The organism is Pseudothauera rhizosphaerae, from assembly GCF_004801305.1.
GTDB classification, from domain to species: domain Bacteria; phylum Pseudomonadota; class Gammaproteobacteria; order Burkholderiales; family Rhodocyclaceae; genus Pseudothauera; species Pseudothauera rhizosphaerae.
In genome coordinates this window covers 56,044-82,223 of the sequence record NZ_SSOD01000020.1, presented here as the reverse complement: position 1 = coordinate 82,223, position 26,180 = coordinate 56,044, and the positions used below count along the sequence as shown (strand labels likewise).

Genomic DNA, 26,180 nt, shown 5'->3' with positions numbered 1-26,180 from the left:
CCGACCGGCACGAAAACCTGCCCGCCCGCGCCAGTGCGGACGGACACCCGCGTGGAAGCTTACCGAAATGTAACGAAACCTCAAAGACGCAGCGCCGCAAAAAAACCGTAAAAACACGCGTCGGGCGTTACAGCGGAAACTGGGCGGCCTCCACCGGCCGACAGAAATGGTAGCCCTGCGCCAGGTCGCAGCCGTGGCGGGCGAGGATGTCCAGTTGGGCCGCGGATTCCACCCCTTCGGCGACGACGCGCAGGCCCAGGCTGTGGGCGAGCTTGACGATGGCGTCGGCGATGGCCGCGTCTTCCGGGTTGCGCTCGATGTCGCGGATGAACAGGCGGTCGATCTTCAACTCGTCGATGGGGAAGCGCTTCAGGTAGGCGAGCGAGGAGTAGCCGGTGCCGAAATCGTCCAGCGCCAGCCGCACGCCCAGCCGGCGCAATCTTTCGAGCACGTCGATGCCGCGGCTGCTGTTTTCCATCAGCATGCTTTCGGTCAGCTCCAGGGTCAGCAGGCCCGCGGGCATGGCGGTCTCGTGCACGACCCTGGCCACCAGGTCCGCCAGGTTGTCGTCGCGGAACTGGCGCGCGGAAATGTTCACCAGCATGCGCAGGTTGGCGTGGCCGAGTTCGCGCCAGCGGCGATGCTGCAGACAGGCGGTGCGCAATACCCATTCGCCGATCGGCACGATCAGGCCGGTTTCCTCGGCCAGCGGGATGAAATCGGCCGGCGACACCAGTCCCAGCTCCGGGTGGCGCCAGCGCAGCAGCGCCTCGGCGGCCACGGTGCGGCCGCCGGCGATCTCGACCAGGGGCTGGAAGTGCAGGACCAGTTCGTCACGCTCCAGCGCGCGGTGCAGTGCGCTTTCCAGCGCCAGGTGTTCCAGCGAGCGGGCGTTCATCGCCGGCTGGTAGAGCTGGAAGGCGTTGCGTCCTTCGGCCTTGGCGCGGTACATGGCGGTGTCGGCGTTCTTGATCAGCGTCGTGGCCTCCCTCCCGTCGTCGGGGAAGATGCTGATGCCGACGCTGGTGGTTACCGTGAGTTCGTGCTCGCCGATCTGTACCGGCCGGCGCAGGGCCTCGATGATGCGGGTGGCGGTGTGGGCGGCGTCGTCCGGGTCGGCGATGTCGCTCAGCACGGCGACGAACTCGTCGCCGCCCATGCGCGCCACCGTGTCGTCCTCGCGCAGGCAGGAGCACAGGCGGCGCGCGATTTCCACCAGCAGGTGGTCGCCCACCTCGTGGCCCAGGCTGTCGTTGATGCGCTTGAAGCGGTCCAGGTCGATGAACAGCAGCCCGGTGCGGTTGCGGTTGCGGTGGGCGTGCGCCAGGGCGACCTGCAGGCGGTCTTCGAGCAGGCGGCGGTTGGGCAGCCCGGTGAGCGGGTCGAAGTAGGCGAGGTGGCGGATGTGGGCCTCGTTTTCCTTCAACTGGCTGATGTCGCTGAACACCGCCGCGTAATTGGTCAGCCGCCCGTCGCGGTCGCGGATGGCGGTGATGGTGAGCAGTTCCGGGTACAGCTCGCCGCTCTTGCGGCGGTTCCAGATTTCGCCCTGCCACTGGCCTTCGGCGCTCAGGCGTTCCCACATCCCCTGGTAGAAGGCCTTGTCCTGGCGGCCGGAATTGAGCAGGGAAGGGTTGCGCCCCAGCACCTCCCCGGGCATGTAGCCGGTGAGGCGGGTGAAGGCGGGGTTCACCGAGACGATGCGGGCGTTCTCGTCGGTGACCAGGATGCCTTCGAGCGAGCTTTCGATGACCTTTTCGGCCAGGTGCAGGTTGCGCTGGGAGGCGTTGAGTGCGAGGTCGCGTTCGCGCAGAGCGTGCTGCAGCTCATGCACATAGACCAGTTCCATGCCCGACAGGATGTCCTTGAAGCTGACCAGGTCGGCCAGGGCGCCGTCCTCGCGCCTCACGCCGATGTGGCGGATGCGGTGATCGGCGAGCAGGCAGCGCACGTGGTACAGGCTGGCATCCTCGCTGACGGTCATCAGCGGACGGGTGGACAGTTCGCCCACCGGACGGTTGCCGGCACGGTCGGCCACCAGCCGGGTGAGGTCGCGCTCGGTGAGGATGCCGAATTCGCCGTCCGCGTAGGCGACCACCACGGCGTCCTGCGCGCTGTTGCGCATGTGGTGCGCGGCTTCCGACAGCGGCATGGTTTCCGGCAGCAGTTGCAGACCGCCCTTGATGACCGAGTCGAGCTTGCGCAGCTTCAGGTAATGCTCGATACCCTGATTGAGCACCACGTCGGTCTGGGTGACGATGCCACAGCGCTGGCCGTCCTCGTCCACCACGAGATAGTGGCGGACGTGTTCGTCGCGGAAGCGGATCGCCAGTTCCTGCAGGCTGAGGTTGCGTGCGACGGTGCGTACCGGCGTACTCATGACCTCGCGGATGGGGCGATTGAAGCTGTCGGGATCGTCGAAATCGACGCCGAGCGCATCGCGCTCGGTCCAGATGCCGACCGTGCGGTCCCCGTCGACCACCAGGATGGAACTGACGTGGGCCACACTCATGCGCCGCGCGGCCTCGCACAGCGGCAGATCCGGCCCGCACTCGAGGATGCCGGCACGCGCGATCTGGCCGACCGGCACCTCGGAGGAAATCAGCGCACTGAGAACGGTCTGTTCTGCGGGGTCGGCGTCGGAGGCTCTGTCATCCATCGTGTGTGGGCGGGCGAACGGTTGCTGGCGGCGGCCACCCGGGGCGGGTTGTCTGATACATGACTTCCCGCGCCGGCTGGGCGAAATGCGCGTCACACATTATCACTGCATGCCGAGTCCTGCCACCGGTCGGGACAAGGACAATGACGGCCTGCGGCCGAATAAATTAACGGCGAATATCCGGAAGCGGGATGCAAAACGCAATCCGGGTGGAGTAAGCTGCACCCGAATCCACTGTTCCGACGAGGAGTGCAGGATGAAATGGAGTGATTTCCCCTATCATCAGGGCCGGTTTGCGGAGCCGTTGTTCGTACCGTATGCGGAGCTTTCCGGCTCATGGCTGAACGCCTGGGTGCAGCCGTTCGAAACCTGGCAGCAGTTCGTCGACAGCCAGTGGCAACTCTGGCTGGACACGCTTGCCCATCTGCCCAGTCCGTGGCTGCCGGCACTCGCTGCCGGGCGCGACGTCCAGCCGCCGGCCATCGATTTCTTCCTGCCCTGGCTGCCCGCCGTGCAGGCCGCCGCCGAACCGGCGGTGGAGCGCCAGCCCAAGCCGGCACCCGCTGCGGCACCCGTAAAGGCTGCGCCGCAAAAGTCGCCTGCACCGAAGCGGGCTGCGGCTTCGCAGAAGCCGGCCAAGCCTGTAGCGAAACCGGCCAAGCCGGCGGTAAAGCCGGCTGCGAGCAGTGCCGCAACGACGGCGGCCAAGGTCGCAGCCCCTGCCAAACCCGCCAAGCCTGCGCCTGCGGTCAAGCCCGCGGCACCCCTCAAGCCTGCGACACCCGCCAAGTCTGTGGCCGCCGCCAAGCCTGCGACGCCGGCCAAGTCCAGGACGCCGGCCAAACCCGCCGTACCGGCAAAGCCCGCCGCATCCGCCAAGCCCAAGGCGCCGGCCAAGGCGAAAGCGCCCGTCAAGGCCCCCATCGAGATTGCGGCACAGGTGCAGGCTGCCGCATCCGCCAGCAAGGCTGCCGCAGCGGCCAAGCCCGTGAAACCGGCCAAGCCTGCGGCTTCTGCCAAGCCCGCGGCACCGGCCAAGGCCGCTGCTCCCGTCAAGACCACGGCGCCGGCCGGCGCGAAACCGCCCGCCAAACCGCCTGCCAAGCGGTCCGGCAGCGCCTAGCCGGCGAAGAAGCGCCGCGACGCGTCGGCCGGCAAGGCCATGCCGGTCTGGCGCGCGCGCTCGAGGAGTTCCCAGTAATAGCGGTAGGAGGCACGGTCGTGCAGCCTGCCGCCGTGCTGGATCGGGCCCCAGTGGGCGTCCTGGGCTGCGGCGAGGATGGCTGCCGCTTCCTCCACTTCGGAGAAGTCCGGCTGCATCGCCTCGACGATGGGGCGGATCTGGTTCGGGTGGATGCTCCACATGCGCAGGTAGCCGAACTCGCGGCGGGCGCGTTCGGCGTCGCGGCGGATGGTGTCCACGTCCTTCAGTTCGGTGGTGACGTTGTGCGAGGGCACCACGCCGTTGGCAAGCGCGGCGGCGGCGATCTCGGTTTTGGCGCGGACGATCAGCGGGTGCTCGAACTGGCCGGGACTCTTCATCGCGGAGCCGGGAATCGCGCCGTGGTGGCCCGAGACGAAATCCATCAGGCCGAAGTCCAGCGACTCCACGCCGTCAAGCGCGGCAATCGCCCACACTTCGCGCAGTGCCCCGTGGGTTTCGATCAGCACATGGACCGGCAGCGGCCTGGCCAGGCCGGCCGCCTGTTCGGCACGGCGCAATGCGGCGATCTGCGCGGCCGTATCGGCCGCCGAGCGGACCTTGGGCAGGGTGATGAAGGCCAGCCGCTTGCCTGCGCCGCGCACCAGGATGTCCAGATCGGCCTGCCAGTGGGGATGAGTGATGTCGTGGATGCGGGCGCCGACGCGACCGTGGCGGTTCTCCGCCGAATCGACCACGCCGGCCACCATGCGCGCGTGTTCCGCTTCCGCACCGGCACGGGCGCCGTCCTCGCAGTCACAGGTGATGTCGAACACCGGGCCGAGTTCGTTCTGCAGCGCGAGCGCTTTCAGCATCAACTTTTCCGAGCCGGCGTAGTGGTCAACGGCGGGCAGGGCGGGGAAGGGCTTTTCACCTGCGAACAGCACGTCGCGAGGGTGGGGGGCGTGGGACATCGTTTGCCTTCGAGCGTGGTCGGTGGCGGCGAAGGATAGCACCGTGAACGAAAAAGGCGCACGGCCGCAGCCGTGCGCCTTTCATTGCGGGGGCGGGAGGATCAGGCCAGCAGATCCTTGACGCCTTCGCGCTCTTCCTGCAGTTCGGCCAGGGTGATGTTGATGCGTTCCTGCGAGAAGGCATCGATTTCCAGGCCCTGGACGATCTTGTATTCGCCGTTCTCGGTGGTGACCGGGAAGCCGAAGATGATGCCTTCTGGGATGCCGTAGGAACCGTCCGACGGGATGCCCATGGTGACCCATTCGCCCTTGGAGCCGAGCACCCAGTCGCGCACGTGGTCGATGGCGGCGTTGGCGGCGGAAGCGGCAGACGACAGGCCGCGCGCTTCGATGATGGCGGCGCCGCGCTTGCCGACGGTGGGCAGGAACACGTCCTTGTTCCAGGCTTCGTCGTTGATCAGCGCCTTGACCTTGTCGCCGTTGGAGGTGACGTAGCGGTAGTCGGCGTACATGGTGGGGGAGTGGTTGCCCCACACCACCAGGCTTTTCAGGCTGGCGACGTCGCGGCCGGTCTTGGCGGCCAGTTGCGACAGGGCACGGTTGTGGTCCAGGCGCAGCATGCCGGTGAAGTTCTTGGCCTTGACGCGGCCGTACTTCACCGCCACTTCCTTGGCGATGTAGGCGTTGGTGTTGCAGGGGTTGCCCACCACCAGCACCTTGATGTCCGGATCGGCGTACTGGCCGATGGCCGCGCCCTGGACGGTGAAGATCTTGGCGTTTTCGGTCAGCAGGTCCTTGCGTTCCATGCCGGGGCCGCGCGGACGTGCGCCGACCAGCAGGGCGATGTTGGCGTCTTTGAAGGCGACGTTGGGGTCGTCGGTGGCGACCACGCCGGCCAGCAGCGGGAAGGCGCAGTCTTCCAGTTCCATGATGACGCCCTTGACCGCCTTCTGGGCCTGGGGCAGGTCGAGCAGTTGCAGGATGACGGGCTGGTCCTTGCCCAGCAGTTCACCAGCGGCGATGCGGAACAGCAGGCTGTAGCCGATCTGGCCGGCTGCGCCGGTCACGGCAACGCGGACGGGGGCTTTGCTCATGTGATGACTCCCTCAATTCAAGACGGTCTGGATGGGTTCGGTCGTGCGCCCTGTGCTGCGTGCCTGGGGACGGAAATCCGGCGGGGCGACGCTCAGAACTCGGGGCGGGAGGATGGTAGAAGCAAGTCGGAATGCTGTCAATTCATGTCTTTTGTCTTATATAAGACATTAGAGTAACCATAGACGACTAAAAATTTTTGTGCTGAAATACGCGGATGACCCAGGAATCGCCCACCTTCAGCCCGCTCTATCGTCAGATCAAGACCCTGATCCTTCAGGCGCTTGAAGCGGGGGAATGGCGCCCCGGCCAGGCGATTCCCAGCGAGCAGGAACTCGCGGCACGCTTCAGTGTATCCCAGGGTACCGTGCGCAAGGCCATCGACGAGATGGCCGCCGAGAATCTCCTGATCCGCAAGCAGGGCAAGGGCACCTTCGTCGCCTCGCACAACGATCCGCGCTCCTTCTTCCGCTTTCTGCGCCTGGTGCCGATGGATGGCGACATCTCCCACCCCCAGAGCATCCCGCTCGATTGCTGGAAAGCCAAGGCGGGGCAGGAAGCCTCGCGCATGCTCGGCATCGAGCTGGGTGCGCCGATCATCATCCTCCGCCGACTGCTGCGTTTTGCCATGAAGCCGGTGGTGATCGACGAGATCTATCTGCCGGGCGAAATCTTCCAGGGCTTGTCGATGGAGACGCTCCAGGACTGGAACGGTTCGCTCTACAGCCTGTTCGAAACCCGTTTCGGCCTGCGCATGATCCGCGCGCAGGAACGTATCCGCGCGGTGGGCGCAGACCGCTCCACCGCCGAGGCACTGAAGGTGGCCGAGGGGACGCCGCTGCTGTCCGTGGAGCGCGTCACCTATACCTATGGAGACAAACCGGTGGAATGGCGCCGCGGGCTGTACTTGACCGCGGAGCATTTCTACCTGAACGAGCTGAACTGAGTCGAAAGCCTTGCCGGCGGGCGGTCTCGACGGATCGGCCGAGATATAATCCGGTCCTTTTTGGGAGTCGCGGCGGGAATTTCCGCCGCACATGTAGAGGGGAAACTTCATGTCAGAAGTGACTGTGCGCAAACCGAGGCCGAAGCATCTGGCCGTTCACGAGATCCGGCTGCCACTGCCGGGGATCGTGTCGATTCTTCACCGGGTCAGTGGAGCGGGGCTATTCCTGCTGCTGCCTTTCCTGCTGTACCTGCTGGATCGCAGCCTTTCGCAGGAAGGCTTTGCCACCTTCGAGGCCATCGTCGGCCATCCGCTCGCCAAGCTGATCCTCATCGGTCTGCTGTGGGCCTTCCTGCACCACTTCTGTGCCGGCATCCGCTTCCTCGCGCTGGACCTCCACAAGGGCCTGGAGCTGCAGGCCGCGCGCAGCACGTCGCGCATCGTTCTGATCGTGAGCATCGTGCTCACCGTGATTATCGGGGTGGCACTGTGGTGAATCGCAAAATCGTCGGCGCCCACTACGGGCTGAAGGACTGGATCGCGCAGCGCGCGACCGCCGTTTACATGGCGCTCTACACGGTCGTGTTCGCGATCTGTGCGCTGACCCTGCCGGAGCTGTCCCATGAAGCCTGGTCGGGTCTTTTCGCGAACGGTCCGTTCAAGTTCCTCTCCTTCCTCTTCTTCCTGTCTGTGTTCTATCACGCCTGGATCGGCGTGCGCGACATCTGGATGGACTACGTCAAACCGGATGGCCTGCGCCTCGCCCTGCACCTCGTCACCCTTTTCCTGCTCATCGGCTACGCCGGCTGGGCTGCCCAGATTCTGTGGAGGCTGTAAGCGTGAACGTCGCGAAGCGTACCTTTGATGCGGTCATCGTCGGCGCCGGTGGCGCCGGCCTGCGCGCCGCGCTGCAACTTTCCGAAGCCGGCCTCAAGACCGCCGTGCTGACCAAGGTCTTCCCCACCCGCTCCCACACCGTGGCGGCGCAGGGCGGGGTGGCGGCCTCCCTGGGCAACACCACCGAGGACAACTGGCACTGGCACATGTACGACACCGTGAAGGGGTCGGACTGGCTGGGCGACCAGGATTCCATCGAGTTCATGGTGAAGAAGGCCAACGAAGTGGTGGTCGAACTCGAACACTACGGCATGCCCTTCGACCGTACCGACAACGGCAAGATCTACCAGCGCCCGTTCGGCGGCCACTCCATGAACTACGGCCAGGCGCCGGTGATGCGTTCCTGTGCCGCTGCCGACCGTACCGGCCACGCCATGCTGCACGCGCTCTACCAGCGCAACGTGCGCGCCAACACCCAGTTCTTCGTCGAATGGAACGCGCTGGACCTGATCCGCAACAGCGCCGGCGACGTGCTCGGCGTGACCGCGATCGAGATGGAAACCGGCGAGGTCTCCATCTTCCACGCCAAGGCGACCATCTTCGCCACCGGCGGCGCGGGCCGCATCTTCTACAGCTCCACCAACGCCTTCATCAACACCGGCGACGGCCTGGGCATGGCGGCGCGCGCCGGCATCCCGCTGGAAGACATGGAGTTCTGGCAGTTCCACCCCACCGGCGTGGCCGGCGCGGGCGTGCTGATCACCGAAGGCGTGCGCGGCGAAGGCGGCATCCTGCGCAACAGCAGCGGCGAGCGCTTCATGGAGCGCTACGCGCCCAACCTGAAGGACCTCGCCTCCCGCGACGTCGTGTCCCGCTCCATGGTCACGGAAATCAACGAAGGCCGTGGCTGCGGTGCCGACAAGGACCACGTGCTGCTCGACATCACCCACCTGTCGCCCGAGACCATCATGAAGCGCCTGCCCGGCATTCGTGAGATCTCCATCCAGTTCGCCGGTGTGGACCCGATCAAGGCGCCGATCCCGGTGGTGCCGACCGCCCACTACCAGATGGGCGGCATCCCGACCAACTATAAGGGCCAGGTCATCGCACCGAAGGACGGCAATCCGAACACCCCGGTGGTCGGTTTCTACGCCGCCGGCGAGTGTGCCTGCGCCTCGGTGCACGGTGCCAACCGCCTGGGCACCAACTCGCTGCTGGACCTGCTGGTGTTCGGCAAGTCCGCGGGCGAAAGCGTGGTCGAGGACTTCAAGTCCGGCAATCTGACGCTGAAGCCGCTGCCGGACGACGCCGCCGACGCTTCGCTGGCCCGCATCGCCCGCCTGGAAAGCCAGAAGAGCGGCACCGACGTGCATGAAGTTCGCCTGACCATGCAGCGCACCATGCAGAAGCACGCCGGCGTGTTCCGCTTCAAGGACCTGCTGTCCGAAGGCGTCACCCGCATCCTGGAAGTGGCCGAACAGTCGCTGCATACCGAGATCGCCGACAAGTCCAAGGTGTGGAACACCGCGCGCACCGAAGCGCTCGAACTCGACAACCTGATCGAAGTTGCCAAGGCGACCATGGTGTCGGCCGAGGCCCGCAAGGAATCCCGCGGCGCCCACGTGCGCGACGACGCGCCGGACACCGCCGAGCATCCTAATGGCCGCGACGACCAGAACTGGCTCAAGCACACCCTGTGGTACCGCGACGGCAATCGCCTCGACTACAAGCCGGTGAACCTGAAGCCCCTGTCCGACGACGTGGAACCCATCGCGCTCGCCAAGCGCACCTACTGAGCGCGGGAGAACAGATCAAATGACCAAGCGTACCGTTCAATTCAAGATCTACCGCTACGATCCGGACAAGGACGAAAAGCCTTACCTGCAGGACATCTCCGTCGAACTGGAACAGTCCGACAAGAAGCTGCTCGACGCCCTGGTGCGGCTCAAGGCCAAGGACGACACCCTGTCCTTCCGCCGTTCCTGCCGCGAAGGCGTGTGCGGTTCGGACGCCATGAACATCAACGGCAAGAACGGCCTGGCCTGCCTGACCGACGTGGACAGCCTGCCGCAGCCCATCGTGCTGCGTCCGCTGCCGGGGCTGCCGGTCATCCGCGACCTGATCGTGGACATGACCCAGTTCTTCAAGCAGTACCACTCGATCAAGCCCTACCTGGTCAATAACGACCCGCCGCCGGAGCGCGAGCGCCTGCAGACCCCGGACGACCGCGAGGAGCTCAACGGCCTCTACGAGTGCATCCTGTGCGCCTGCTGCTCGACCTCCTGCCCGTCGTTCTGGTGGAACCCGGACAAGTTCGTCGGTCCGGCGGGTCTGCTGGCGGCCTACCGCTTCATCGCCGACACGCGCGACCAGGCGACCAACGAGCGCCTCGACAACCTCGAGGACCCGTACCGCCTGTTCCGCTGCCACACCATCATGAACTGCGTCGACGTCTGTCCGAAGGGTCTCAACCCGACCCGCGCCATCGGCAAGATCAAGGACGCCATGGTGCGGCGGGCGGTATGACCCTCAACCGGGGGCGCGTGCGCTGGCAGTGCAGGCGGGCTCTGCTGGAGCTCGACCTGGTGTTCACGCGCTTCCTGGAGCGGCATTTCGATCGTCTCACCGACGATCAACTGGCGGATCTGGAAGACCTGCTGCGCTGCGACGACTACGACCTGTGGGCCATGGTCAACGGCAGCAAGGCATGTGAGACGGAGCGCTGGAAGCAAGTGATCGACCTGCTGCGCGAACGCTGACGCGGCAGGCGGTCATCGACAGGGAGTCGGGCTTGCGGGCGCTTGTGCCGCAAGCACTCAAAGTTAAACGGGCAAGAAAGAGAGAGACGATACTTATGAGTACTGAACGCACCGCAACCCTCAGTGTGGACGGCAAGACCGTCGATTTCCCGGTCATGACCGGCACCCACGGCCAGGACGTCATCGACATCCGCACCCTGGGCGGCAAGACCGGCCTGTTCACCTACGATTCCGGCTTCCTGTCGACCGCGAGCTGCAAGTCGAAGATCACCTTCATCGACGGCGACAAGGGCGAGCTGCTGTACCGCGGCTACCCGATCGAGCAACTGGCCGAAAAGTGCAACTTCCTGGAAGTGGCCTACCTGCTGAAGAATGGCGAACTGCCGAATGCCACGCAGAAGGTGGATTTCGAGAACACCATCAAGAACCACACCATGGTGCACGACCAGCTCACCCGCTTCTACAACGGCTTCCGCCGCGATGCCCACCCGATGGCCATCATGGTGGGCGTGGTCGGTGCGTTGTCCGCCTTCTACCACGAGGCGATGGACTTCTCCGACACCGAGCACCGCAACATCTCGATCAACCGCCTGATCGCCAAGCTGCCCACCATCGTCGCGATGGCCTACAAGTACAACAGTGGCCAGCCGTTCATGTATCCCCGCAACGATCTGGACTACACCGCCAACTTCATGCACATGATGTTCGGCACCCCGTGCGAGGAATACAAGCCGAACCCGGTGCTGGTGCACGCGCTCGACGTGATCTTCACCCTGCACGCCGACCACGAGCAGAACGCCTCCACCTCCACGGTGCGCCTGGCCGGCTCCTCCGGCGCCAACCCCTTCGCCTGCATCTCGGCCGGCATCGCCTGCCTGTGGGGCCCGGCGCACGGCGGCGCGAACGAAGCGTGTCTGAACATGCTGGAAGAAATCGGCGACGTGTCCCGCGTCGGCGAATACATCAAGCGCGCCAAGGACAAGAACGACAGCTTCAAGCTGATGGGTTTCGGCCACCGCGTGTACAAGAACTTCGACCCGCGCGCCAAGCTGATGGGCAAGGTCTGCGCCGACGTGCTGGGCGAACTGGGCCTGGAGAACGACCGCCTGTTCAAGCTCGCCAAGGAACTCGAGAAGATCGCGCTGGAAGACGAGTACTTCGTCGAAAAGAAGCTCTACCCCAACGTGGACTTCTACTCCGGCATCGTGCAGAAGGCCCTGGGCATCCCGACCTCCATGTTCACCTGCATCTTCGCGCTGGCGCGCACGGTGGGCTGGATCACCCAGTGGGAAGAAATGATCACCGATCCGGAATACAAGATCGGCCGGCCGCGCCAGCTCTACATCGGCGCGGCGCGGCGCGACGTTCCGGCTCTCGCGCAGCGTACGTAAGAGACGAGACGATGGAGAGGGAAGGGGGATACTCCCGGCGCTAACCGTCGTACTGCGGGATGGCCGTGCGCGCACGGCCATCCCGTTTTCACATCGGTCGGGATGCCAGGGTCCGCCCAGGAAACCTCAGGCAGGGAAACAAAACACAACGGGTGGCTTTCATCATGATGAAGCAACATTTTTCCACTTCGCATCTGTTCGGTGCCAACGCGCCGTTCATCGAAGAGCTGTACGAGAATTACCTGGCCGACCCGGCCTCCGTGCCGGAAAACTGGCGCGTCTACTTCGACCAGTTGCAGGCCCAGGCCGGTGCGGCGGTGCGCGACGTGGCGCACGGCCCGGTCATCGCGGCCTTCGAACAGATGGCCAAGCGCGGTCCGGTGCGCACCGTGGTCGCCGAAGGCGGTGACGACAAGCGCCAGGTCAGCACGCTGCAACTGATCAACGCCTACCGTTTCCTCGGCAACCGCTGGGCCAACCTGGACCCCCTCAAGCGTACCGAGCGCCCGCAGATCGCCGAACTGGAGCCGTCCTACTACGGCTTCACCGAAGCCGACCTCAACAAGCAGTTCAACGTCGGCTCCTTCCACGGCTTCTCCACCGAACACGCCACTCTGCGCGAGATCCTCGAGGCGCTGCGCCAGACCTATTGCGGCTCGATCGGCTCGGAGTACATGTACATCTCCGACATCCAGCAGAAGCGCTGGATCCAGAGCCGGCTGGAAAGCGTGCGCGGCACGCCGAAGTTCTCCACCGAACTGAAGAAGCGCATCCTCGAACGCACCACCGCGGCCGAGACGCTGGAGCGTTATCTCCACACCAAGTACGTCGGCCAGAAGCGTTTCTCGCTCGAAGGCGGCGAATCGGCCATCGTGGCGATGGACGAGATCATCCGCGTCGGCGGCAGCCTGGGCGTGGCCGAGACGGTGATCGGCATGGCCCACCGCGGCCGCCTCAACGTGCTGGTCAATACCCTGGGCAAGTCGCCCAAGATGCTGTTCTCCGAGTTCGAGGGCAAGGCCGCGGCCGACCTGTCGGCCGGTGACGTCAAGTACCACATGGGCTTCTCCAGCGACGTCATGACCCCGGGCGGCCCCATGCACCTGACCCTGGCCTTCAACCCCTCCCACCTGGAAATCATCAACCCGGTGGTCGAAGGCTCGGTGTATGCCCGCCAGGTGCGCCGCAGCGACACCGCCAAGGGCCAGGTGCTGCCGGTGCTGATCCACGGCGACGCGGCCGTGGCCGGCCAGGGCGTGAACCAGGAGATGCTCAACTTCTCCCAGACCCGCGGCTACGGCACGGGCGGCACGGTGCACATCGTCATCAACAACCAGATCGGCTTCACCACCTCGGACCCGCGCGACTACCGCTCGTCCCTGTACTGCACCGACATCTTCAAGATGGTCGAGGCGCCGATCTTCCACGTGAACGGCGACGATCCCGAAGCCGTGGCCTTCGTCACCGCGCTGGCGGTGGAATTCCGCCAGGAATTCAAGAAGGACGTGGTGGTGGACATCATCTGCTTCCGCAAGCTCGGCCACAACGAGCAGGACGAGCCGATGGTGACCCAGCCGCTGATGTACCGCACCATCCAGAAGCACCCCGGCACCCGCAAGCTGTACGCCGACCGCCTGGTCACCGAAGGCACGCTCGCCGCCGACGAACCCGAGAAGATGATCGCCGAGTACCGCGAGCATCTGGACAAGGGCGAACTGCTGTACAACCCGGTGCTGTCCGGCCACAACCGCCAGTTCGCGGTGGACTGGACGCCCTTCCTGAACCAGCCCTACACCGACGACGCGGACACCGCGATTCCGGTGCAGGAGATCAAGCGCCTGGCCGGGCGCCTGACCGACGTTCCGGAAGGCTTCGCGCTGCATTCGCGGGTCAAGAAGATCATCGACGACCGCTCGGCCATGGGCAAGGGCGAACTACCCCTCGACTGGGGCATGGGCGAGAACCTCGCCTACGCTTCGCTGCTGGCCCAGGGCTACGGCGTGCGCCTCTCCGGCGAGGACGTGGGCCGCGGCACCTTCTTCCACCGCCACGCCGTGCTGCACGACCAGAAGCGCGAGCGCTGGGACGAAGGCATCTACAAGCCGCTGGACCACATCCAGGACGGCCAGGCGCGCTTCCAGTGCTTCGATTCCGTGCTCTCCGAAGAGGGCGTGCTGGGCTTCGAATACGGCTACGCGACCACCGAACCGAACGAACTGGTGGTGTGGGAAGCGCAGTTCGGCGACTTCGTGAACGGCGCCCAGGTCGTGCTCGACCAGTTCATCTCCTCGGGCGAGGCCAAGTGGGGGCGGCTGACCGGCCTGACCATCATGCTGCCGCACGGCTATGAAGGGCAGGGGCCGGAGCACTCCTCCGCGCGCCTGGAGCGCTTCATGAACAACGCGGCGGAGAACAACTGGCAGGTCTGCGTGCCGACCACGCCCAGCCAGATCTTCCACCTGCTGCGCCGCCAGTTGATCCGCAAGATCAGGAAGCCGCTGGTCATCATCACGCCCAAGTCGCTGCTGCGCCACAAGGAGGCGATCTCCTCGATCGATGAACTGGCGCACGGCGGGTTCCGCACCGTGATCGGCGAAACCGAGAAGCTGGACCCGAAGAAGGTCAAGCGCGTGGTGCTGTGCCAGGGCAAGCTCTACTACGAGCTGCTGGCCCATCGCCGCGAGCAGGGCATCAAGGACACCGCGCTGGTGCGCATCGAGCAGCTCTATCCCTTCCCGGTCGAGGAGTTCGCCAAGGCGATCAACGAATTCCCCAACGCCAAGGAAGTGGTGTGGGCCCAGGAAGAGCCGCGCAACCAGGGGGCGTGGTACTGGCTCGCTTCGCGCCAGCACCTGGTCAATGTGCTCGGTGCCAAGCGCAAGCTGCTGCTGGTCAGCCGTCCGGCCGCCGCGTCGCCCGCCGTGGGCTACTACGCCAAGCACAACGCGCAGCAGAAGGCGGTCATCGAAAACGCCTTCGGCCCGATCAAGGACGCCACCCCGCAGGCCCCCAATCAATAAAGAAGCACACCGGGAGAGAATTTCATGCTGATCGAAGTCAAGGTACCGCAGTTGTCCGAGTCCGTTTCCGAAGCCACGCTGGTGTCGTGGCACAAGAAGGAGGGCGAGGCCGTTTCTCGTGACGAGAACCTGATCGACATCGAGACCGACAAGGTCGTGCTCGAAACCCCCGCGCCGGCCGACGGCGTGCTGGTCAAGATCATCAAGGCGGACGGCGAAACCGTCGCCTCGGGCGAACTGATCGCCCAGATCGACACCGAAGCCAAGGCTGCCGCCGGCGCCGCCAAGCCGGCCGCGCCGGTGCAGGCGGTGACCCCGCCGCCGGCTTCCGCGCCGGCTCCCGCCGCGTCCGCGGCCGCCGCCGGTGCCGCCAGCCCGGCCGCGCGCAAGATCCTGGAAGAGAAGGGCGTGTCCGCCGCCGACGTGGCCGGCACCGGCCGCGGTGGCCGCGTGACCAAGGAAGACGCGGTGGCCGCCGGCGCCAGGCCGGCTGCCGCCGCCGCTCCGGCGGTGGTGATCGCCGGCGAGCGTCCGGAAGAGCGCGTGCCGATGACCCGCCTGCGCGCCCGCATCGCCGAACGCCTGATCCAGTCCAAGAACGAAAACGCCATCCTCACCACCTTCAACGAGGTGAACATGGCGCCGGTGATGGCGCTGCGCAAGCAGTACGGCGAGAAGTTCGAGAAGGCCCACGGCGTGCGTCTGGGCTTCATGGGCTTCTTCGTCAAGGCCGCCGTGGCCGCGCTGAAGAAGTACCCGATCCTGAACGCCTCGGTGGACGGCACCGACATCGTCTATCACGGCTACATCGACATCGGCATCGCGGTCGGTTCGCCGCGCGGCCTGGTGGTGCCCATCCTGCGCGACGCCGACCAGATGTCGATCGCCGACATCGAGAAGAAGATCGCCGAATTCGGCCAGAAGGCCAAGGACGGCAAGCTGTCGCTGGAAGAACTGTCCGGCGGCACCTTCTCCATCTCCAACGGCGGCGTGTTCGGCTCCATGCTGTCCACCCCGATCATCAACCCGCCGCAGTCGGCCATCCTCGGCATCCACGCCACCAAGGACCGTCCGGTGGTCGAGAACGGCCAGATCGTGATCCGTCCGATCAACTACCTGGCCATGTCCTACGACCACCGCATCATCGACGGCCGCGAAGCGGTGCTCGGCCTGGTGACCATGAAGGAAGCGCTGGAAGATCCGGCCCGTCTGATCCTCGACGTCTAACGCACGCTGTTCGGGGCGCATTCCGCCGGGAGCCTCGGCTCCCAGCGTGCGTGCGCCCCGTTTTTCCGCAAGGGAGTTCACCATGTCCAAGGAATTCGACGTTCTCGTCATCGGCGGCGGCCCCGGCGGCTATGTTGCCGCCATCCGCGCCGCGCAGCTCGGCTTCAAGACCGCCTGCGCCGAATCCAACCCCTATGCCGATCCCAAGGGCGAACCGCGCCTGGGCGGCACCTGCCTCAACGTGGGCTGCATCCCCTCCAAGGCCCTGCTGCACACCTCGCACCTGTTCGAGGAAGCGGGCCACGGCTTTGCCGACCAGGGCATCAGCGTCGGCACGCCCAAGATCGACGTGGGCAAGATGCTGGCGCGCAAGTCCGGCATCGTCGACCAGCTCACCGGCGGCATCAAGGGCCTGTTCAAGAAGAACAAGGTGACTTTCCTCCCCGGCCACGGCAGCTTCGTCAAGCAGGCGGCGGGCGGCTGGGAAGTGAAGGTCGGCGCGGAGACCGTGGTCGCCAAGAACGTCATCGTCGCCACCGGCTCCAAAGCCCGCCATCTGCCGGGCATTCCGGTCGATAACAAGATCATCGTCGACAACGTCGGTGCGCTCGATTTCGACGCCGTGCCGAAGAAGCTCGCCGTCATCGGTGCGGGCGTGATCGGTCTGGAGCTGGGTTCCGTGTGGCGCCGTCTGGGTGCCGAAGTCACCGTGCTCGAAGCGCTGCCCGATTTTCTCGCCGCCGCCGACCAGGACGTGGCCAAGGAAGCCCTCAAGCTGCTGACCAAGCAGGGCCTGAAGATCAACCTGGGCGTCCAGATCGGCGAGGTCAAGACCGCCAAGAAGGGCGTGACCATCGCCTACACCGACAAGAGCGGCGCCGCGCAGAAGCTGGAGGCCGACCGCCTCATCGTCTCCGTGGGCCGCGTGCCCAACACCGATGGGCTGAACGCCGGAGCCGTGGGCCTGAAGCTCAACGAGCGCGGCATGATCGAAGTGGACGGCCACTGCCGCACCAACCTGCCCGGCGTGTGGGCGGTGGGCGACGTGGTGCGCGGCCCCATGCTGGCCCACAAGGCCATGGAAGAAGCGGTGGCGGTGGCCGAGACCATCGCCGGCCAGGCCGGCCACATCAACTTCGACACCATCCCCTACGTGATCTACACCAGCCCGGAAATCGCCTGGGTGGGCAAGACCGAGCAGCAACTGAAGGCCGAAGGCGTGGCCTACAAGGCGGGCAAGATTCCGTTCGCCTTCAATGGCCGCGCACTGGGCATCGGAGCGACCGACGGCTTCGTGAAGATCCTCGCCGACGCCGCCACCGACCGCGTGCTGGGCGTGCATATCATCGGCGCGGGCGCGTCCGACCTGGTGGCAGAAGGTGTGGTGGCGATCGAGTTCTCCGCCGCGGCGGAAGACTTGGCGCGCATTTGCCACGCGCACCCGACCCTGTCGGAAGTGCTGCACGAGGCCGCGCTGGCCACCGACAAGCGTCCGCTGCACGCCTGATCCTGGCGTCTTGCTCCCTCCCGGGCTGGGGTGGGGATGGGTTCAGTACCGCGCTGGGCGGAAACCCATCCCCCTCCTAACCTCCCCCTTGAAAGGGGAGGAATGTTCTTTGCCCCCACCCGTAGTCCCCCTGAGCATCATCATGCGCGCTTGCGACGCACTCGGCTGCGGGGCGCCGGATCGGGCACGATGTCATCCAGCTCCGGTCTCCTCACCAGCTTCGCCGGTGCCGGCGGCAGGCCGAACTGGGCCGCGATGCGGTCGTAGCGTCCGCGGAAGTTCTCGTCCAGGCTGCCGCGGGCGCAGGCCAGAGAATAGGCGATGTCCAGCGCCCGCTGGCGCAGCGCGGCGCTCGGCAGCAGTTCGTCGAGGCCGGCCAGGGTGCGTTCTTCGTCCATCAGGAAGAGCAGGGCCTGGCGCTTGAGGGTGTGCTTGAGGTCGGCGAAGGTGCCGGCCGAGGCCAGGCCGGCATCCTGCAGTTCCTGGCGCAGCAGGTTGAAGGGGCGCTCGTCGAAGCCGAGCATGTCCGGCTTGGTGTAGAACACGGTGCGGACCAGGCCGTCGAGCACCGTGCCCTGCTCGAAATCCGTCGCCAGCGCCTTGCGCTGCAGGTTGCGGAATTCGTCTTCCATCCAGCTATGGGCCTGCTCGCGGCGGCGCGCGATGCCGCCGCTGTTGCCCAGACCCACCAGGGCGCGCACCAGCGGCGCCTCGTAGACGGTGGTGAAGACAAACTCCTGCAGCCGGTCGCGCACGTCGCGGTAGCTGTCGAGTGCGAGCTCGATGCCCTGCGAGACCTTGGTTTCCAGCGCCACGAAGGGGTTGTCCCCGGCGGCCGGCACGCGCTTGTGGCGCACCAGGCCGGCAAAGGAGCCCAGCGGCCACAGCAGCGGATTGGCGTCGGAGAACCACAGCCGTTCGAAACGAGCCGGGTTGAGGTTGCGCAGGGTTTCGGCGAGGAATTCGTTGCTCCCCGCCAGCTTCAGCCAGGGTGAGAGGAAGGTGTCGTACAGCCCCTGGTTGATCTCGGAGACGCGCCGCACCACCTCGAAGGCGCGCTCGTCCTCGCGGCCGTCGTCCAGCGCCAGGATGTCGGGGATGTCGCGGGGCTCGAAGCGCACCAGATAGCGCCCCTGGACGAACTCGCGGCCCGGCATCTCCGGGTGGGTGTCCTCGATCACCGCCTCGTAGAGGCCGGGCGGCAGGATGTCGATGAGTTCCAGCGTGCCGAGCAGCTTGCCGGTTTCCTTGCGCGCCACCGCACCGGACACGAAGATGCCCAAGTGGCCGATCTTCTCGTGCAGGCAGTACACGATGGTCTGCTCGTTGAGGCGGATGTCCTCCACGTCGTCGTAGAGGTCGGGAATCCAGTTCAGCGCCTGCTGGGGCGGGGTGATGTTGTCGCCCCAGGACGCGAACACGACGATGGGCGAGCGGATGTTGCGCAGGTCGATGCGGGTCTTGCCGCTGCTGGAGACGATCTCGCCGGCCGTCAGGCGGTTGCCGACGAAGAGGTTCTGCGTGATCCACTCCATCTCCGCCTTGTTGAGCAGGAAATGGCCGCCCCACCAGCGCTCGAAATCGAGGAAACGCTCCCGTTCGTCATCGACGTTGGCGAAGAGGTTGTAGGACTTGCTCCAGAAGGTATTGGCCGGGTTGAGCAGTTCGAAGTTGTTGACCAGATAGGCGCCGTCGAAGCGGCCGTTGCCCAGGTCGCCCACCAGCGAAGCCAGCCAGGTGCCGCCCAGCAGGCCGCCCGAGTAGCGCATCGGATTCCGGCCGCGCACGCCGGCCCAGTACGAAATCGGCGAGCCGGCCAGCAGGATGGGGCCCACCGCCTGTGGCACGGCCGCGGCCAGCATCATCAGCGCCCAGCCGCCCTGGCAGTTGCCGATCACCAGGGGCTGGGGCGCAGCGGGATGGAGTTCGTTTACGCGCGTGAGGAAGGCGTATTCCGCCTTGCCCACCGACTCGATGGTCTGCCCCGGCACCGGCGTGGGGAAGAACATCACGAAGTAGCAGGGATGGCCCTGGCGCAGGGCGATGCCGATGCCGCTGTCGATCTTGAAGCCGCCGATGCCCGGCCCGTGCCCGGCGCGCGGATCGATGACCACGAAGGGGCGCCGGGTGGGGTCGGTGGCCGGGCAGTCCGCCGACGGATGGATGCGGGCCAGGGCGTAGTTGGCCGGATCGGGCAGTTCGCGCCCGTCCATGATGATCTCGTAGTCGAAGGCCAGCACCGGCGGCTTGCCGGAGCGGCTGTGCTCCAGGTACTGGTTGCCGCGCTCGCGCAGCACGTCGGCGACCAGCACCTGGCGCTGCCAGCGGTCGTAAAGGTATTCGGCGGCGGCGGAAAAGCCCCTGGACTGGGCGCGGAGCGTCTGCTGCGTGCCTGCCAGCACGGTGGACAGCGTGGTCAGCGCCGGGGCGGCGGGAGAAAGGACTGGATGCACGGCTCACCTCCGTAAGTGCATGCTGCACTGCAGCGTAGCGTCTGCGGCTATGGGCTGCAAGCACTGATGCACGGCGGAAACGGCCGGTACTTGCACTACAATCCTGCCTTCCATCCGAGCCCTGCGGCACTAGTCACCCATAGCCATGCCCTACCGCACCCTTAAAGTTTCCGAACACGGCGTGCTGGATGCCTACGAGGCCCAGTTGCGCGCCCGCGGTTTCAAGTCCGACCCGGCGCAGCGCGCCGCCGTGCAGCGCCTGCAGCAGCTCTACGCCGAGCTGCTGGGCTTCAAGGTGGCGCGCGGCAGCACGCTGCGGCGGGTGTTCTCGCGCCCGCAGATGCCGCGCAGCGTGTATTTCTGGGGCGGAGTGGGGCGCGGCAAGAGCTTCCTGATGGACTGCTTCTTCGACGCCGTGCCCTACAAGCGCAAGCGCCGGGTGCATTTCCACGCCTTCATGCAGGAAGTGCAGAACGACCTCAAGGACCACAATCACGAGCCCGACCCCCTGCAGAAGGTGGCCGACCGCATCGCGCGCCAGACCCGGCTGCTGTGCTTCGACGAGTTCCACGTCTCGGACATCGCCGATGCGATGATCCTCGGGCGCCTGCTGGATGCGCTGTTCGCGCGCGGGGTGATCTTCGTCATGACTTCCAACTACCCGCCGGACGGCCTCTACCCCAACGGTCTGATGCGGGTGAACTTCCTGCCCACCATCGAGATGATCAAGCGCCGCTTCGACGTCGTCGAGGTCGACCACGGCACCGACTACCGCCTGCGTACGCTGGAGAAGATCGAGATCTACCTGGTGCCCGCGGACGAGGCCGCGACGCGCAAGATGGGCGAGGATTTCCGTCGCCTTGCCGCCAGCGAGGGCGAGACGGGGGAACTCGAAGTGCTGGAACGCAAGCTGCCGGTGGTGCGCAGGGCGCCCGGCGTAGTGTGGTTCGATTTCGCCACCCTATGCGGCGGGCCGCGCTCCCAGAACGACTACCTGGAGATCGCGCGCGAACACCACACCCTGCTGCTCTCCGGCGTGCCGAGGATGAACGCGGGACAGGCTTCCGAGGCGCGCCGCTTTACCTGGCTGATCGACGTGCTGTACGACCACCGGGTCAAGCTCGTCATGAGCGCCGAGGTGGAGGCGCCGGAACTCTATACTGAGGGGCACAACGCGCACGAGTTCGTGCGCACGGTGAGCCGGCTGATCGAGATGCGCACCCGGGACTACCTCGCCGAGGCGCACCGGGTGGAGTGATCAGGCCCTGACGTCGATGTTCTGCCCCAGGTTCGGCGGATTGCTGGCCGCGGGCTGGGGCAGGGCGGCGATCAGTTGGGCGGCGTGCTGAGCCTGCAGGTTGATGGCCTTCTTCAACACCAGCACGCCGACCGCGTCGCCGGTGCGGGCCTGGCTCAGGCTGGTGGCGAGACTGGCAACGGCGGTGACATCCATGGCGATACTCCGATTCTGTGCGGCGCAAATGTGTGACCGGCGTCATTCTAACCCGGCCCGGGCGGTCGGCGGCATCCTGCGGCGTATGTTGTGCGCGCTGGCGCTGTTCCTGCCGCTTGCCGCGGCCGCGGAACCCGCGCTGGAGATCATCCCGTTGCGCCACCGGCCGGCCGAACAGGTGCTGCCGGTGCTGCGCCCGCTGCTGGCGCCGGGCGGCAGCCTGTCCGGCTTCAACGACAAGCTTTTCGTGCGCACGAATGCGGCCAATCTGGCCGAGCTGCGCGCGGCGCTCGCCGGCATCGACGTGCCGGCCGCGAGGCTGCTGATCTCGGTGCGCCAGTCCGCAGACGAATACAGCGGCCGTTCCCAGGCTGAAGCCCACGGCCGCATCGGCCGCGGCAGGGTACAGATCGAGCAGGAGTCCTCCGGCCGGCACCATCACATCGGCACCGGCGTGGTGGTGGAACTCGGCGGACGCGAGCGCGCGGCGAGTTCCTCCGCCGAGCAGCAGGTGCAGACCGTGGACGGCGGGCAGGCCTTCATCCGGGCCGGCGTCTCCCTGCCGGTTCCGCTGCGCCGCGTGTGGCGGCGGCCCGACGGCGCGGCGCTCTCCGAAACGGTGATCTGGCGCGATCTCGGCACCGGTTTCAATGCCTCGCCGCGGGTGATGGGCGGCCGCGTCAGCATCGAGATCAGTCCCTTCGACGAACGTCCGCTGGCGCCGGACGGCACGGCCGAAATCCGCCACCTGAGCACGACCGTGGAAGGCGCGCTGGGCGAATGGATTCCCCTCGGCGCCAGCACCCTGCAGGCGGCGGACGGGGAACGGGGGCTGTTGTCTCGGGGCGAGCAGACCTCGTCGGGCAGCAACGAGGTCTGGCTCAAGGTCGAACGCCTGGATTGAAACGTTCAGCGCGCGAGCTGGAAGCGACCCACGCTGTGCTCCAGCGAAGCGGCGAGTTGCTGCAGGTCGTCGGCCCGTCCCAGGGAATCGCGCGTGGCGGCGTGGTTCTGCTCGCTCATCTGGGCGATGCGTTCGATGCTCTGGGCGATGTCCGTGCTCGCCGAACGCTGTTCGCGCAGCGCGGCGTTGATGGAGGCCACCGCGTCGCGCACCCGGTCGGAGCCCGATTCCAGCGCAGCTACCGCCTCCCGCGCCACGCCCGCGCTGTCCGCACCGCGCTCGGCCAGATCGCGGCCGTCCTCCATGCTGCGCACCGCCTCGTGGGTGCTGGCCTGCACGCGCTGGATCATGCCCGTGATCTCGTGGGTGGATTGCGCCGTGCGCTCGGCGAGCTTGCGCACCTCGTCGGCCACCACGGCGAAGCCGCGACCCTGCTCGCCGGCGCGGGCGGCCTCTATGGCCGCGTTGAGCGCGAGCAGGTTGGTCTGCTCGGCCACTTCCTGGATCACCTTGACGATGTTCGAGATGCCGTCCGCGCTCGCCCCCAGGTCAGCCATCACCTGGGTCGAGGCGGACATGCGTTCGGCGATCTGGCCGATGATGCCCACGGCGTCGTTGATCACCTTGACTCCGTTGTGTACCTGCCCGGCGGCTTCTTCGGTGAGCCGGTCGGCGTCGTCGGCATGCTCGGATACCTGGGAAATGCTCACCGTCATCTCCTCGACGGCGGCGGCGATGGAACTGCCCGCTTCGCTCTGCTGCATGGAGGCGTCCGCGATTTGCGCCTCGTTGTGGCGCAGCACCGAAATCGATTCCGAAACCTGGCCCGCGAGTTGGCGGATGTCGGCGATGGTCGTCGCCAGTCCTTCCTGCATGCCACTCATGGCTCCCAGCAGGCTGTCGCGGTCGCCTCGGCGCACTTCGACGGATTCGTCCAGCCGCCCGTCGGCGATGCGTCGCGCCACCTCGGCGGCGTAGGACGGTTCGCCGCCGAGCTGGCGGAAGAGGTCGCGGATCACGTACAGGGACACGCCCACGCAGGCTGCCAGGGCCGCCAGCGCCATCACCACGGCGATCAGGTTGGCGCGCTCCAGGCCCGCCACCACCTCACCCTTGACCTCGCCGGAGGTGCTTTCCAGGTGGGCGATCTGATCCAGCAACTGGGTACGCATCTCCCGCCACGCCGGGGTTTCCTTGTCGATCAGGACGAGCCGGGCGCCTTGGGTGTCGCCGGCCCGCACGCGTTCGATCACGTCCGTCTGCAACGGCCCCCAACGGCGGTGGATGTCGTCGATGGTGGCCACGCTCGCCGCACCGCCCTTGAGAATATCGGTACGCGTTTTCACCCGCCCGATCACCGCGTCGAACTCGCTTTGGGCGCGATCGAAGTTCTTGTACGCCTGCGGATTCTGCGGGTCGAGCAGGATGTTGCGTAGCGCTTGGCCCATCTGCAGTCCCTGGGCGTAGGCTTTGGTCACGTCGCGCTCCGTGGCCAGTTCCGTGTCGATGAAATCCAGCAGTTGTTGCTGGCTGGACCGGGTTTCCCACAGGGAGCCGGCCAGAGCGGCGATGAACAGGCCGCAGGTAATCGCGACGAGGAAGAGCAATTGGGTGCGAACGGATGAACGGGCTTTCATGCGTGGTCTTTCCGGGATCGTGTTGTTGTCATCATGGGCGGCTGTCGGTGCGCACCATGTTTCCCCAAGCGCGGCGGCTCTGGGTGATATATCGGCGTATCGGAACTTACCTTGATGGCCATTTGATGCGCAGCCGTCACCCCGGACGTCCGACGCGCGGGCTGGCGGTGGTAGGATTGCGGCTCCGCCGTCATCCTGTTCATGCCGTATGAGTGCTGTCGACCAGGCCTTTACGCCGGATGGCCCTCTGGCAAAGACCATCCCGGCATTCAGTGCGCGCCCGCAACAGATCGAGATGGCGCGCCTGATCGAGCAGGCGTTGCATGAGCACCGCGTGCTGGTGGCCGAGGCCGGCACCGGTACCGGCAAGACTTTCGCCTACCTGGTGCCGGCGCTGCTGTCGGGCGGCAAGGTGATCATCTCCACCGGCACCAAGACCCTGCAGGACCAGCTCTTCAACCGCGACCTGCCGGTGGTGCGCGCTGCGCTCAAGGTGCCGGTGAGCATCGCTTTGCTCAAGGGGCGGGCCAACTACGTCTGTCCCTACCATCTGGCGCGCAACGCCAAGGACGGCCGCTTCCAGAGCCCGCAGGACGCCGCCGACCTGCGCGCCATCGCCCGCTTCGCACAGACGACGCAAAGCGGTGACAAGGCCGAATGCAGCGCGGTGCGCGAAGACTCGCCGGCCTGGATGGCGGCGACCTCGACGCGGGACAACTGCCTCGGCCAGGACTGCCCGGACGTCAAGGGCTGCTTCGTCCTCGCCGCCCGGCGCACGGCTATGGACGCCGACGTGGTGGTGGTCAACCACCATCTCTTCTTCGCCGACGTGATGCTGCGCGACGAGGGCGCGGGCGAGCTGCTGCCGGCCTGCAACGCGGTGATCTTTGACGAGGCCCACCAGTTGCCCGAGACCGCCAGCCTGTTCTTCGGCGAGAACGTATCCACCGGCCAAGTGCTGGACCTGGCGCGGGACATCCGTTCCGAAACGCTTGCCGCCGCGCCCGACTGCCGCGATCTGATCGACGCCAGCCGCACCCTGGAGAAGGCCGCCCGCGACCTGCGCCTGGCCTTCGGCGTCGAGCCGGCGCGCCTGCCCGCCGCGCAGGCGGAAGCCTTGCCGGAATTCGGCGCCAGGGCGCAGGGCCTGGCCGCCGAAATCGAACGGCTCGAAGCCGTGCTGGAAACCCAGGCCGAACGCTCCGAAGGCCTGGCCGCCTGCCTGCGCCGCAGCCAGGAGACGGGCGAGCGCCTGCGCCGCTGGCGCCAGCCGGAGGATGCCGAGCTGATCCGCTGGGTGGAGGTGTTCTCCCAGTCCGCGGCGCTCAACGCCACGCCGCTGCACATCTCCACGGTGTTCCGCCGCCAGCTCGAAGGCCATCTGCGGGCCTGGATCTTCACCTCGGCCACCCTCGCGGTGGGGCAGGACTTCGGCCACTACTGCGGCGAGCTGGGGCTCACGGCGCTGGAGCCGCCGCCCCTGACCGCGGTGTGGGGCAGCCCCTTCGACTACGGCGAGCAGGCGCTGCTCTACGCCCCGGCGGGCATGCCGGACCCCAACGCGCCGGGCTACATCGAGGCCGTGGCGAAGAAGGCCCTGCCGTTGATCCGCGCCGCGCGCGGGCGCGCCTTCGTGCTGTGCACCTCCCTGCGCGCCATGCGCCGCGTCCATGAATTGATCGCCGACGGCCTCGCCGCGGCGGGCGACGACCTGCCCCTGCTGCTGCAGGGGGAGGGCTCCCGCACCGAGCTGCTGGAACGCTTCCGCCGCCTGGGCAATGCGGTGCTGGTGGCCAGCCAGAGCTTCTGGGAAGGAGTGGACGTGCCGGGCGACGCGCTCTCGCTGGTGGTCATCGACAAGCTGCCCTTCGCGCCGCCGGACGACCCGGTGCTGGCCGCGCGCGTGGAATACCTGCAGAAGAGCGGGCGCAACCCCTTCATGCACTACCAGTTGCCGCGCACCGTGATCAACATGAAGCAGGGCGCCGGGCGCCTGATCCGCAGCGAACAGGACCGCGGCGTGCTGTGCATCTGCGACCCGCGCATGATAGACAAGCCCTACGGCAAGGTGGTGTGGCGCAGCCTGCCGCCCATGCGCCGCACCCGGGAGGAGGCGGATGCGGTGGCCTTCCTGGAACAGTTGCCGCCGCCGGCCGTGCGCCAGGGCAACGGCTGAACAA

Annotated in this window: 20 protein-coding genes; 14 read left to right on the top strand and 6 right to left on the bottom strand. The window is 66.6% G+C overall.

Annotation, left to right across the window (positions count from 1 at the left end):
- Positions 1 to 127 precede the first annotated feature (127 nt).
- Positions 128 to 2,659: an EAL domain-containing protein gene (locus E6O51_RS19340; RefSeq protein WP_136386664.1), complete on the bottom strand. Its 2,532-nt coding sequence runs from the start codon at positions 2,657 to 2,659 to the stop codon at positions 128 to 130.
- 85 nt (positions 2,660 to 2,744) lie between these two features.
- On the opposite strand from E6O51_RS19340, the gene E6O51_RS19335 reads away from it, so the two are divergent.
- Positions 2,745 to 3,782 carry a hypothetical protein gene (locus E6O51_RS19335; RefSeq protein ID WP_136386663.1) on the top strand — a complete coding sequence of 346 codons (1,038 nt, stop codon included), beginning with the start codon at positions 2,745 to 2,747 and terminating at the stop codon, positions 3,780 to 3,782.
- Here E6O51_RS19335 and E6O51_RS19330 read toward each other — a convergent pair.
- Together E6O51_RS19330 and E6O51_RS19325 are read right to left on the bottom strand one after the other, a co-directional pair.
- The gene (locus tag E6O51_RS19330; RefSeq protein WP_136386662.1) at positions 3,779 to 4,774 is read right to left on the bottom strand and encodes an HpcH/HpaI aldolase/citrate lyase family protein; all 996 of its coding nucleotides are present in this window, start codon (positions 4,772 to 4,774) and stop codon (positions 3,779 to 3,781) included. The two genes, E6O51_RS19335 and E6O51_RS19330, sit on opposite strands and share 4 nt — an antisense overlap.
- A 101-nt stretch (positions 4,775 to 4,875) precedes the next feature.
- A complete protein-coding gene (locus tag E6O51_RS19325; protein WP_136386661.1) occupies positions 4,876 to 5,868 on the bottom strand; it encodes a malate dehydrogenase in 993 nt (330 codons plus the stop codon).
- 215 nt (positions 5,869 to 6,083) lie between these two features.
- Here E6O51_RS19325 and E6O51_RS19320 point away from each other — a divergent pair, with 215 nt between their 5' ends.
- The 10 genes from E6O51_RS19320 to lpdA all read left to right on the top strand — a co-directional run bounded on the left by E6O51_RS19320 (position 6,084) and on the right by lpdA (position 17,553).
- Positions 6,084 to 6,812 carry a GntR family transcriptional regulator gene (locus E6O51_RS19320; protein ID WP_136386660.1) on the top strand — a complete coding sequence of 243 codons (729 nt, stop codon included), beginning with the start codon at positions 6,084 to 6,086 and terminating at the stop codon, positions 6,810 to 6,812.
- A 109-nt stretch (positions 6,813 to 6,921) separates the two neighbouring features.
- Positions 6,922 to 7,308 (top strand): succinate dehydrogenase, cytochrome b556 subunit, encoded by a 387-nt coding sequence (sdhC, locus tag E6O51_RS19315; protein ID WP_136386659.1) that lies wholly within the window; start codon positions 6,922 to 6,924, stop codon positions 7,306 to 7,308.
- On the top strand, positions 7,302 to 7,649 hold the full coding sequence (gene sdhD / locus E6O51_RS19310; protein ID WP_136386658.1) for a succinate dehydrogenase, hydrophobic membrane anchor protein: 348 nt from the start codon (positions 7,302 to 7,304) through the stop codon (positions 7,647 to 7,649). The genes sdhC and sdhD overlap by 7 nt, the downstream gene beginning before the upstream one ends.
- A 2-nt stretch (positions 7,650 to 7,651) precedes the next feature.
- Positions 7,652 to 9,445, top strand: a complete 1,794-nt coding sequence (gene sdhA, locus E6O51_RS19305) for a succinate dehydrogenase flavoprotein subunit (RefSeq protein ID WP_136386657.1) — start codon at positions 7,652 to 7,654, stop codon at positions 9,443 to 9,445.
- A gap of 19 nt (positions 9,446 to 9,464) precedes the next feature.
- Positions 9,465 to 10,175, top strand: a complete 711-nt coding sequence (locus E6O51_RS19300) for a succinate dehydrogenase iron-sulfur subunit (protein ID WP_136386656.1) — start codon at positions 9,465 to 9,467, stop codon at positions 10,173 to 10,175.
- A complete protein-coding gene (locus E6O51_RS19295; RefSeq protein WP_136386655.1) occupies positions 10,172 to 10,408 on the top strand; it encodes an FAD assembly factor SdhE in 237 nt (78 codons plus the stop codon). Before E6O51_RS19300 ends, E6O51_RS19295 begins: the two co-directional genes overlap by 4 nt.
- Positions 10,409 to 10,503: 95 nt before the next feature.
- Entirely contained in the window at positions 10,504 to 11,799 is a 1,296-nt protein-coding gene (gltA, locus tag E6O51_RS19290) for a citrate synthase (RefSeq protein ID WP_136386654.1), read from the top strand.
- Positions 11,800 to 11,963: 164 nt separating this feature from the next.
- Positions 11,964 to 14,819 carry a 2-oxoglutarate dehydrogenase E1 component gene (locus E6O51_RS19285; RefSeq protein WP_136386653.1) on the top strand — a complete coding sequence of 952 codons (2,856 nt, stop codon included), beginning with the start codon at positions 11,964 to 11,966 and terminating at the stop codon, positions 14,817 to 14,819.
- A gap of 24 nt (positions 14,820 to 14,843) precedes the next feature.
- Positions 14,844 to 16,046: a 2-oxoglutarate dehydrogenase complex dihydrolipoyllysine-residue succinyltransferase gene (gene odhB, locus E6O51_RS19280; RefSeq protein WP_136386652.1), complete on the top strand. Its 1,203-nt coding sequence runs from the start codon at positions 14,844 to 14,846 to the stop codon at positions 16,044 to 16,046.
- A gap of 82 nt (positions 16,047 to 16,128) precedes the next feature.
- Positions 16,129 to 17,553, top strand: coding sequence for a dihydrolipoyl dehydrogenase (gene lpdA / locus E6O51_RS19275; protein WP_136386651.1), 1,425 nt, complete (start codon positions 16,129 to 16,131; stop codon positions 17,551 to 17,553).
- Positions 17,554 to 17,693: 140 nt separating this feature from the next.
- On the opposite strand, the gene E6O51_RS19270 is transcribed toward lpdA, so the two are convergent.
- Entirely contained in the window at positions 17,694 to 20,006 is a 2,313-nt protein-coding gene (locus E6O51_RS19270) for a DUF3141 domain-containing protein (protein WP_136386650.1), read from the bottom strand.
- A gap of 145 nt (positions 20,007 to 20,151) precedes the next feature.
- On the opposite strand from E6O51_RS19270, the gene zapE reads away from it, so the two are divergent.
- Positions 20,152 to 21,264, top strand: coding sequence for a cell division protein ZapE (gene zapE / locus E6O51_RS19265; protein WP_136386649.1), 1,113 nt, complete (start codon positions 20,152 to 20,154; stop codon positions 21,262 to 21,264).
- On the opposite strand, the gene E6O51_RS19260 is transcribed toward zapE, so the two are convergent.
- The gene (locus E6O51_RS19260; RefSeq protein WP_136386648.1) at positions 21,265 to 21,459 is read right to left on the bottom strand and encodes a YjfB family protein; all 195 of its coding nucleotides are present in this window, start codon (positions 21,457 to 21,459) and stop codon (positions 21,265 to 21,267) included.
- Between the two features lie 85 nt (positions 21,460 to 21,544).
- Here E6O51_RS19260 and E6O51_RS19255 point away from each other — a divergent pair, with 85 nt between their 5' ends.
- The gene (locus E6O51_RS19255; protein WP_136386647.1) at positions 21,545 to 22,363 is read left to right on the top strand and encodes a hypothetical protein; all 819 of its coding nucleotides are present in this window, start codon (positions 21,545 to 21,547) and stop codon (positions 22,361 to 22,363) included.
- Positions 22,364 to 22,368: 5 nt separating this feature from the next.
- Here E6O51_RS19255 and E6O51_RS19250 read toward each other — a convergent pair whose 3' ends face one another.
- Positions 22,369 to 24,000, bottom strand: a complete 1,632-nt coding sequence (locus E6O51_RS19250; RefSeq protein WP_136386646.1) for a methyl-accepting chemotaxis protein — start codon at positions 23,998 to 24,000, stop codon at positions 22,369 to 22,371.
- 208 nt (positions 24,001 to 24,208) lie between these two features.
- On the opposite strand from E6O51_RS19250, the gene E6O51_RS19245 reads away from it, so the two are divergent.
- Entirely contained in the window at positions 24,209 to 26,176 is a 1,968-nt protein-coding gene (locus E6O51_RS19245) for an ATP-dependent DNA helicase (protein ID WP_136386645.1), read from the top strand.
- The last annotated feature ends 4 nt before the right edge of the window (positions 26,177 to 26,180 follow it).

Coding starts and splice junctions, on each gene's coding strand:
- gltA (WP_136386654.1), top strand. CDS start 10,504: ATGAGTACTGAACGCACCGCAACCCTCAGTGTGGACGGCAAGACCGTC.
- E6O51_RS19245 (WP_136386645.1), top strand. CDS start 24,209: ATGAGTGCTGTCGACCAGGCCTTTACGCCGGATGGCCCTCTGGCAAAG.
- E6O51_RS19335 (WP_136386663.1), top strand. CDS start 2,745: ATGCGCGTCACACATTATCACTGCATGCCGAGTCCTGCCACCGGTCGG.
- lpdA (WP_136386651.1), top strand. CDS start 16,129: ATGTCCAAGGAATTCGACGTTCTCGTCATCGGCGGCGGCCCCGGCGGC.
- E6O51_RS19260 (WP_136386648.1), bottom strand. CDS start 21,459: ATGGATGTCACCGCCGTTGCCAGTCTCGCCACCAGCCTGAGCCAGGCC.
- E6O51_RS19325 (WP_136386661.1), bottom strand. CDS start 5,868: ATGAGCAAAGCCCCCGTCCGCGTTGCCGTGACCGGCGCAGCCGGCCAG.
- E6O51_RS19320 (WP_136386660.1), top strand. CDS start 6,084: ATGACCCAGGAATCGCCCACCTTCAGCCCGCTCTATCGTCAGATCAAG.
- E6O51_RS19285 (WP_136386653.1), top strand. CDS start 11,964: ATGATGAAGCAACATTTTTCCACTTCGCATCTGTTCGGTGCCAACGCG.
- E6O51_RS19300 (WP_136386656.1), top strand. CDS start 9,465: ATGACCAAGCGTACCGTTCAATTCAAGATCTACCGCTACGATCCGGAC.
- sdhC (WP_136386659.1), top strand. CDS start 6,922: ATGTCAGAAGTGACTGTGCGCAAACCGAGGCCGAAGCATCTGGCCGTT.
- E6O51_RS19255 (WP_136386647.1), top strand. CDS start 21,545: ATGTTGTGCGCGCTGGCGCTGTTCCTGCCGCTTGCCGCGGCCGCGGAA.
- E6O51_RS19250 (WP_136386646.1), bottom strand. CDS start 24,000: ATGAAAGCCCGTTCATCCGTTCGCACCCAATTGCTCTTCCTCGTCGCG.
- E6O51_RS19295 (WP_136386655.1), top strand. CDS start 10,172: ATGACCCTCAACCGGGGGCGCGTGCGCTGGCAGTGCAGGCGGGCTCTG.
- E6O51_RS19340 (WP_136386664.1), bottom strand. CDS start 2,659: ATGGATGACAGAGCCTCCGACGCCGACCCCGCAGAACAGACCGTTCTC.
- E6O51_RS19330 (WP_136386662.1), bottom strand. CDS start 4,774: ATGTCCCACGCCCCCCACCCTCGCGACGTGCTGTTCGCAGGTGAAAAG.
- odhB (WP_136386652.1), top strand. CDS start 14,844: ATGCTGATCGAAGTCAAGGTACCGCAGTTGTCCGAGTCCGTTTCCGAA.
- zapE (WP_136386649.1), top strand. CDS start 20,152: ATGCCCTACCGCACCCTTAAAGTTTCCGAACACGGCGTGCTGGATGCC.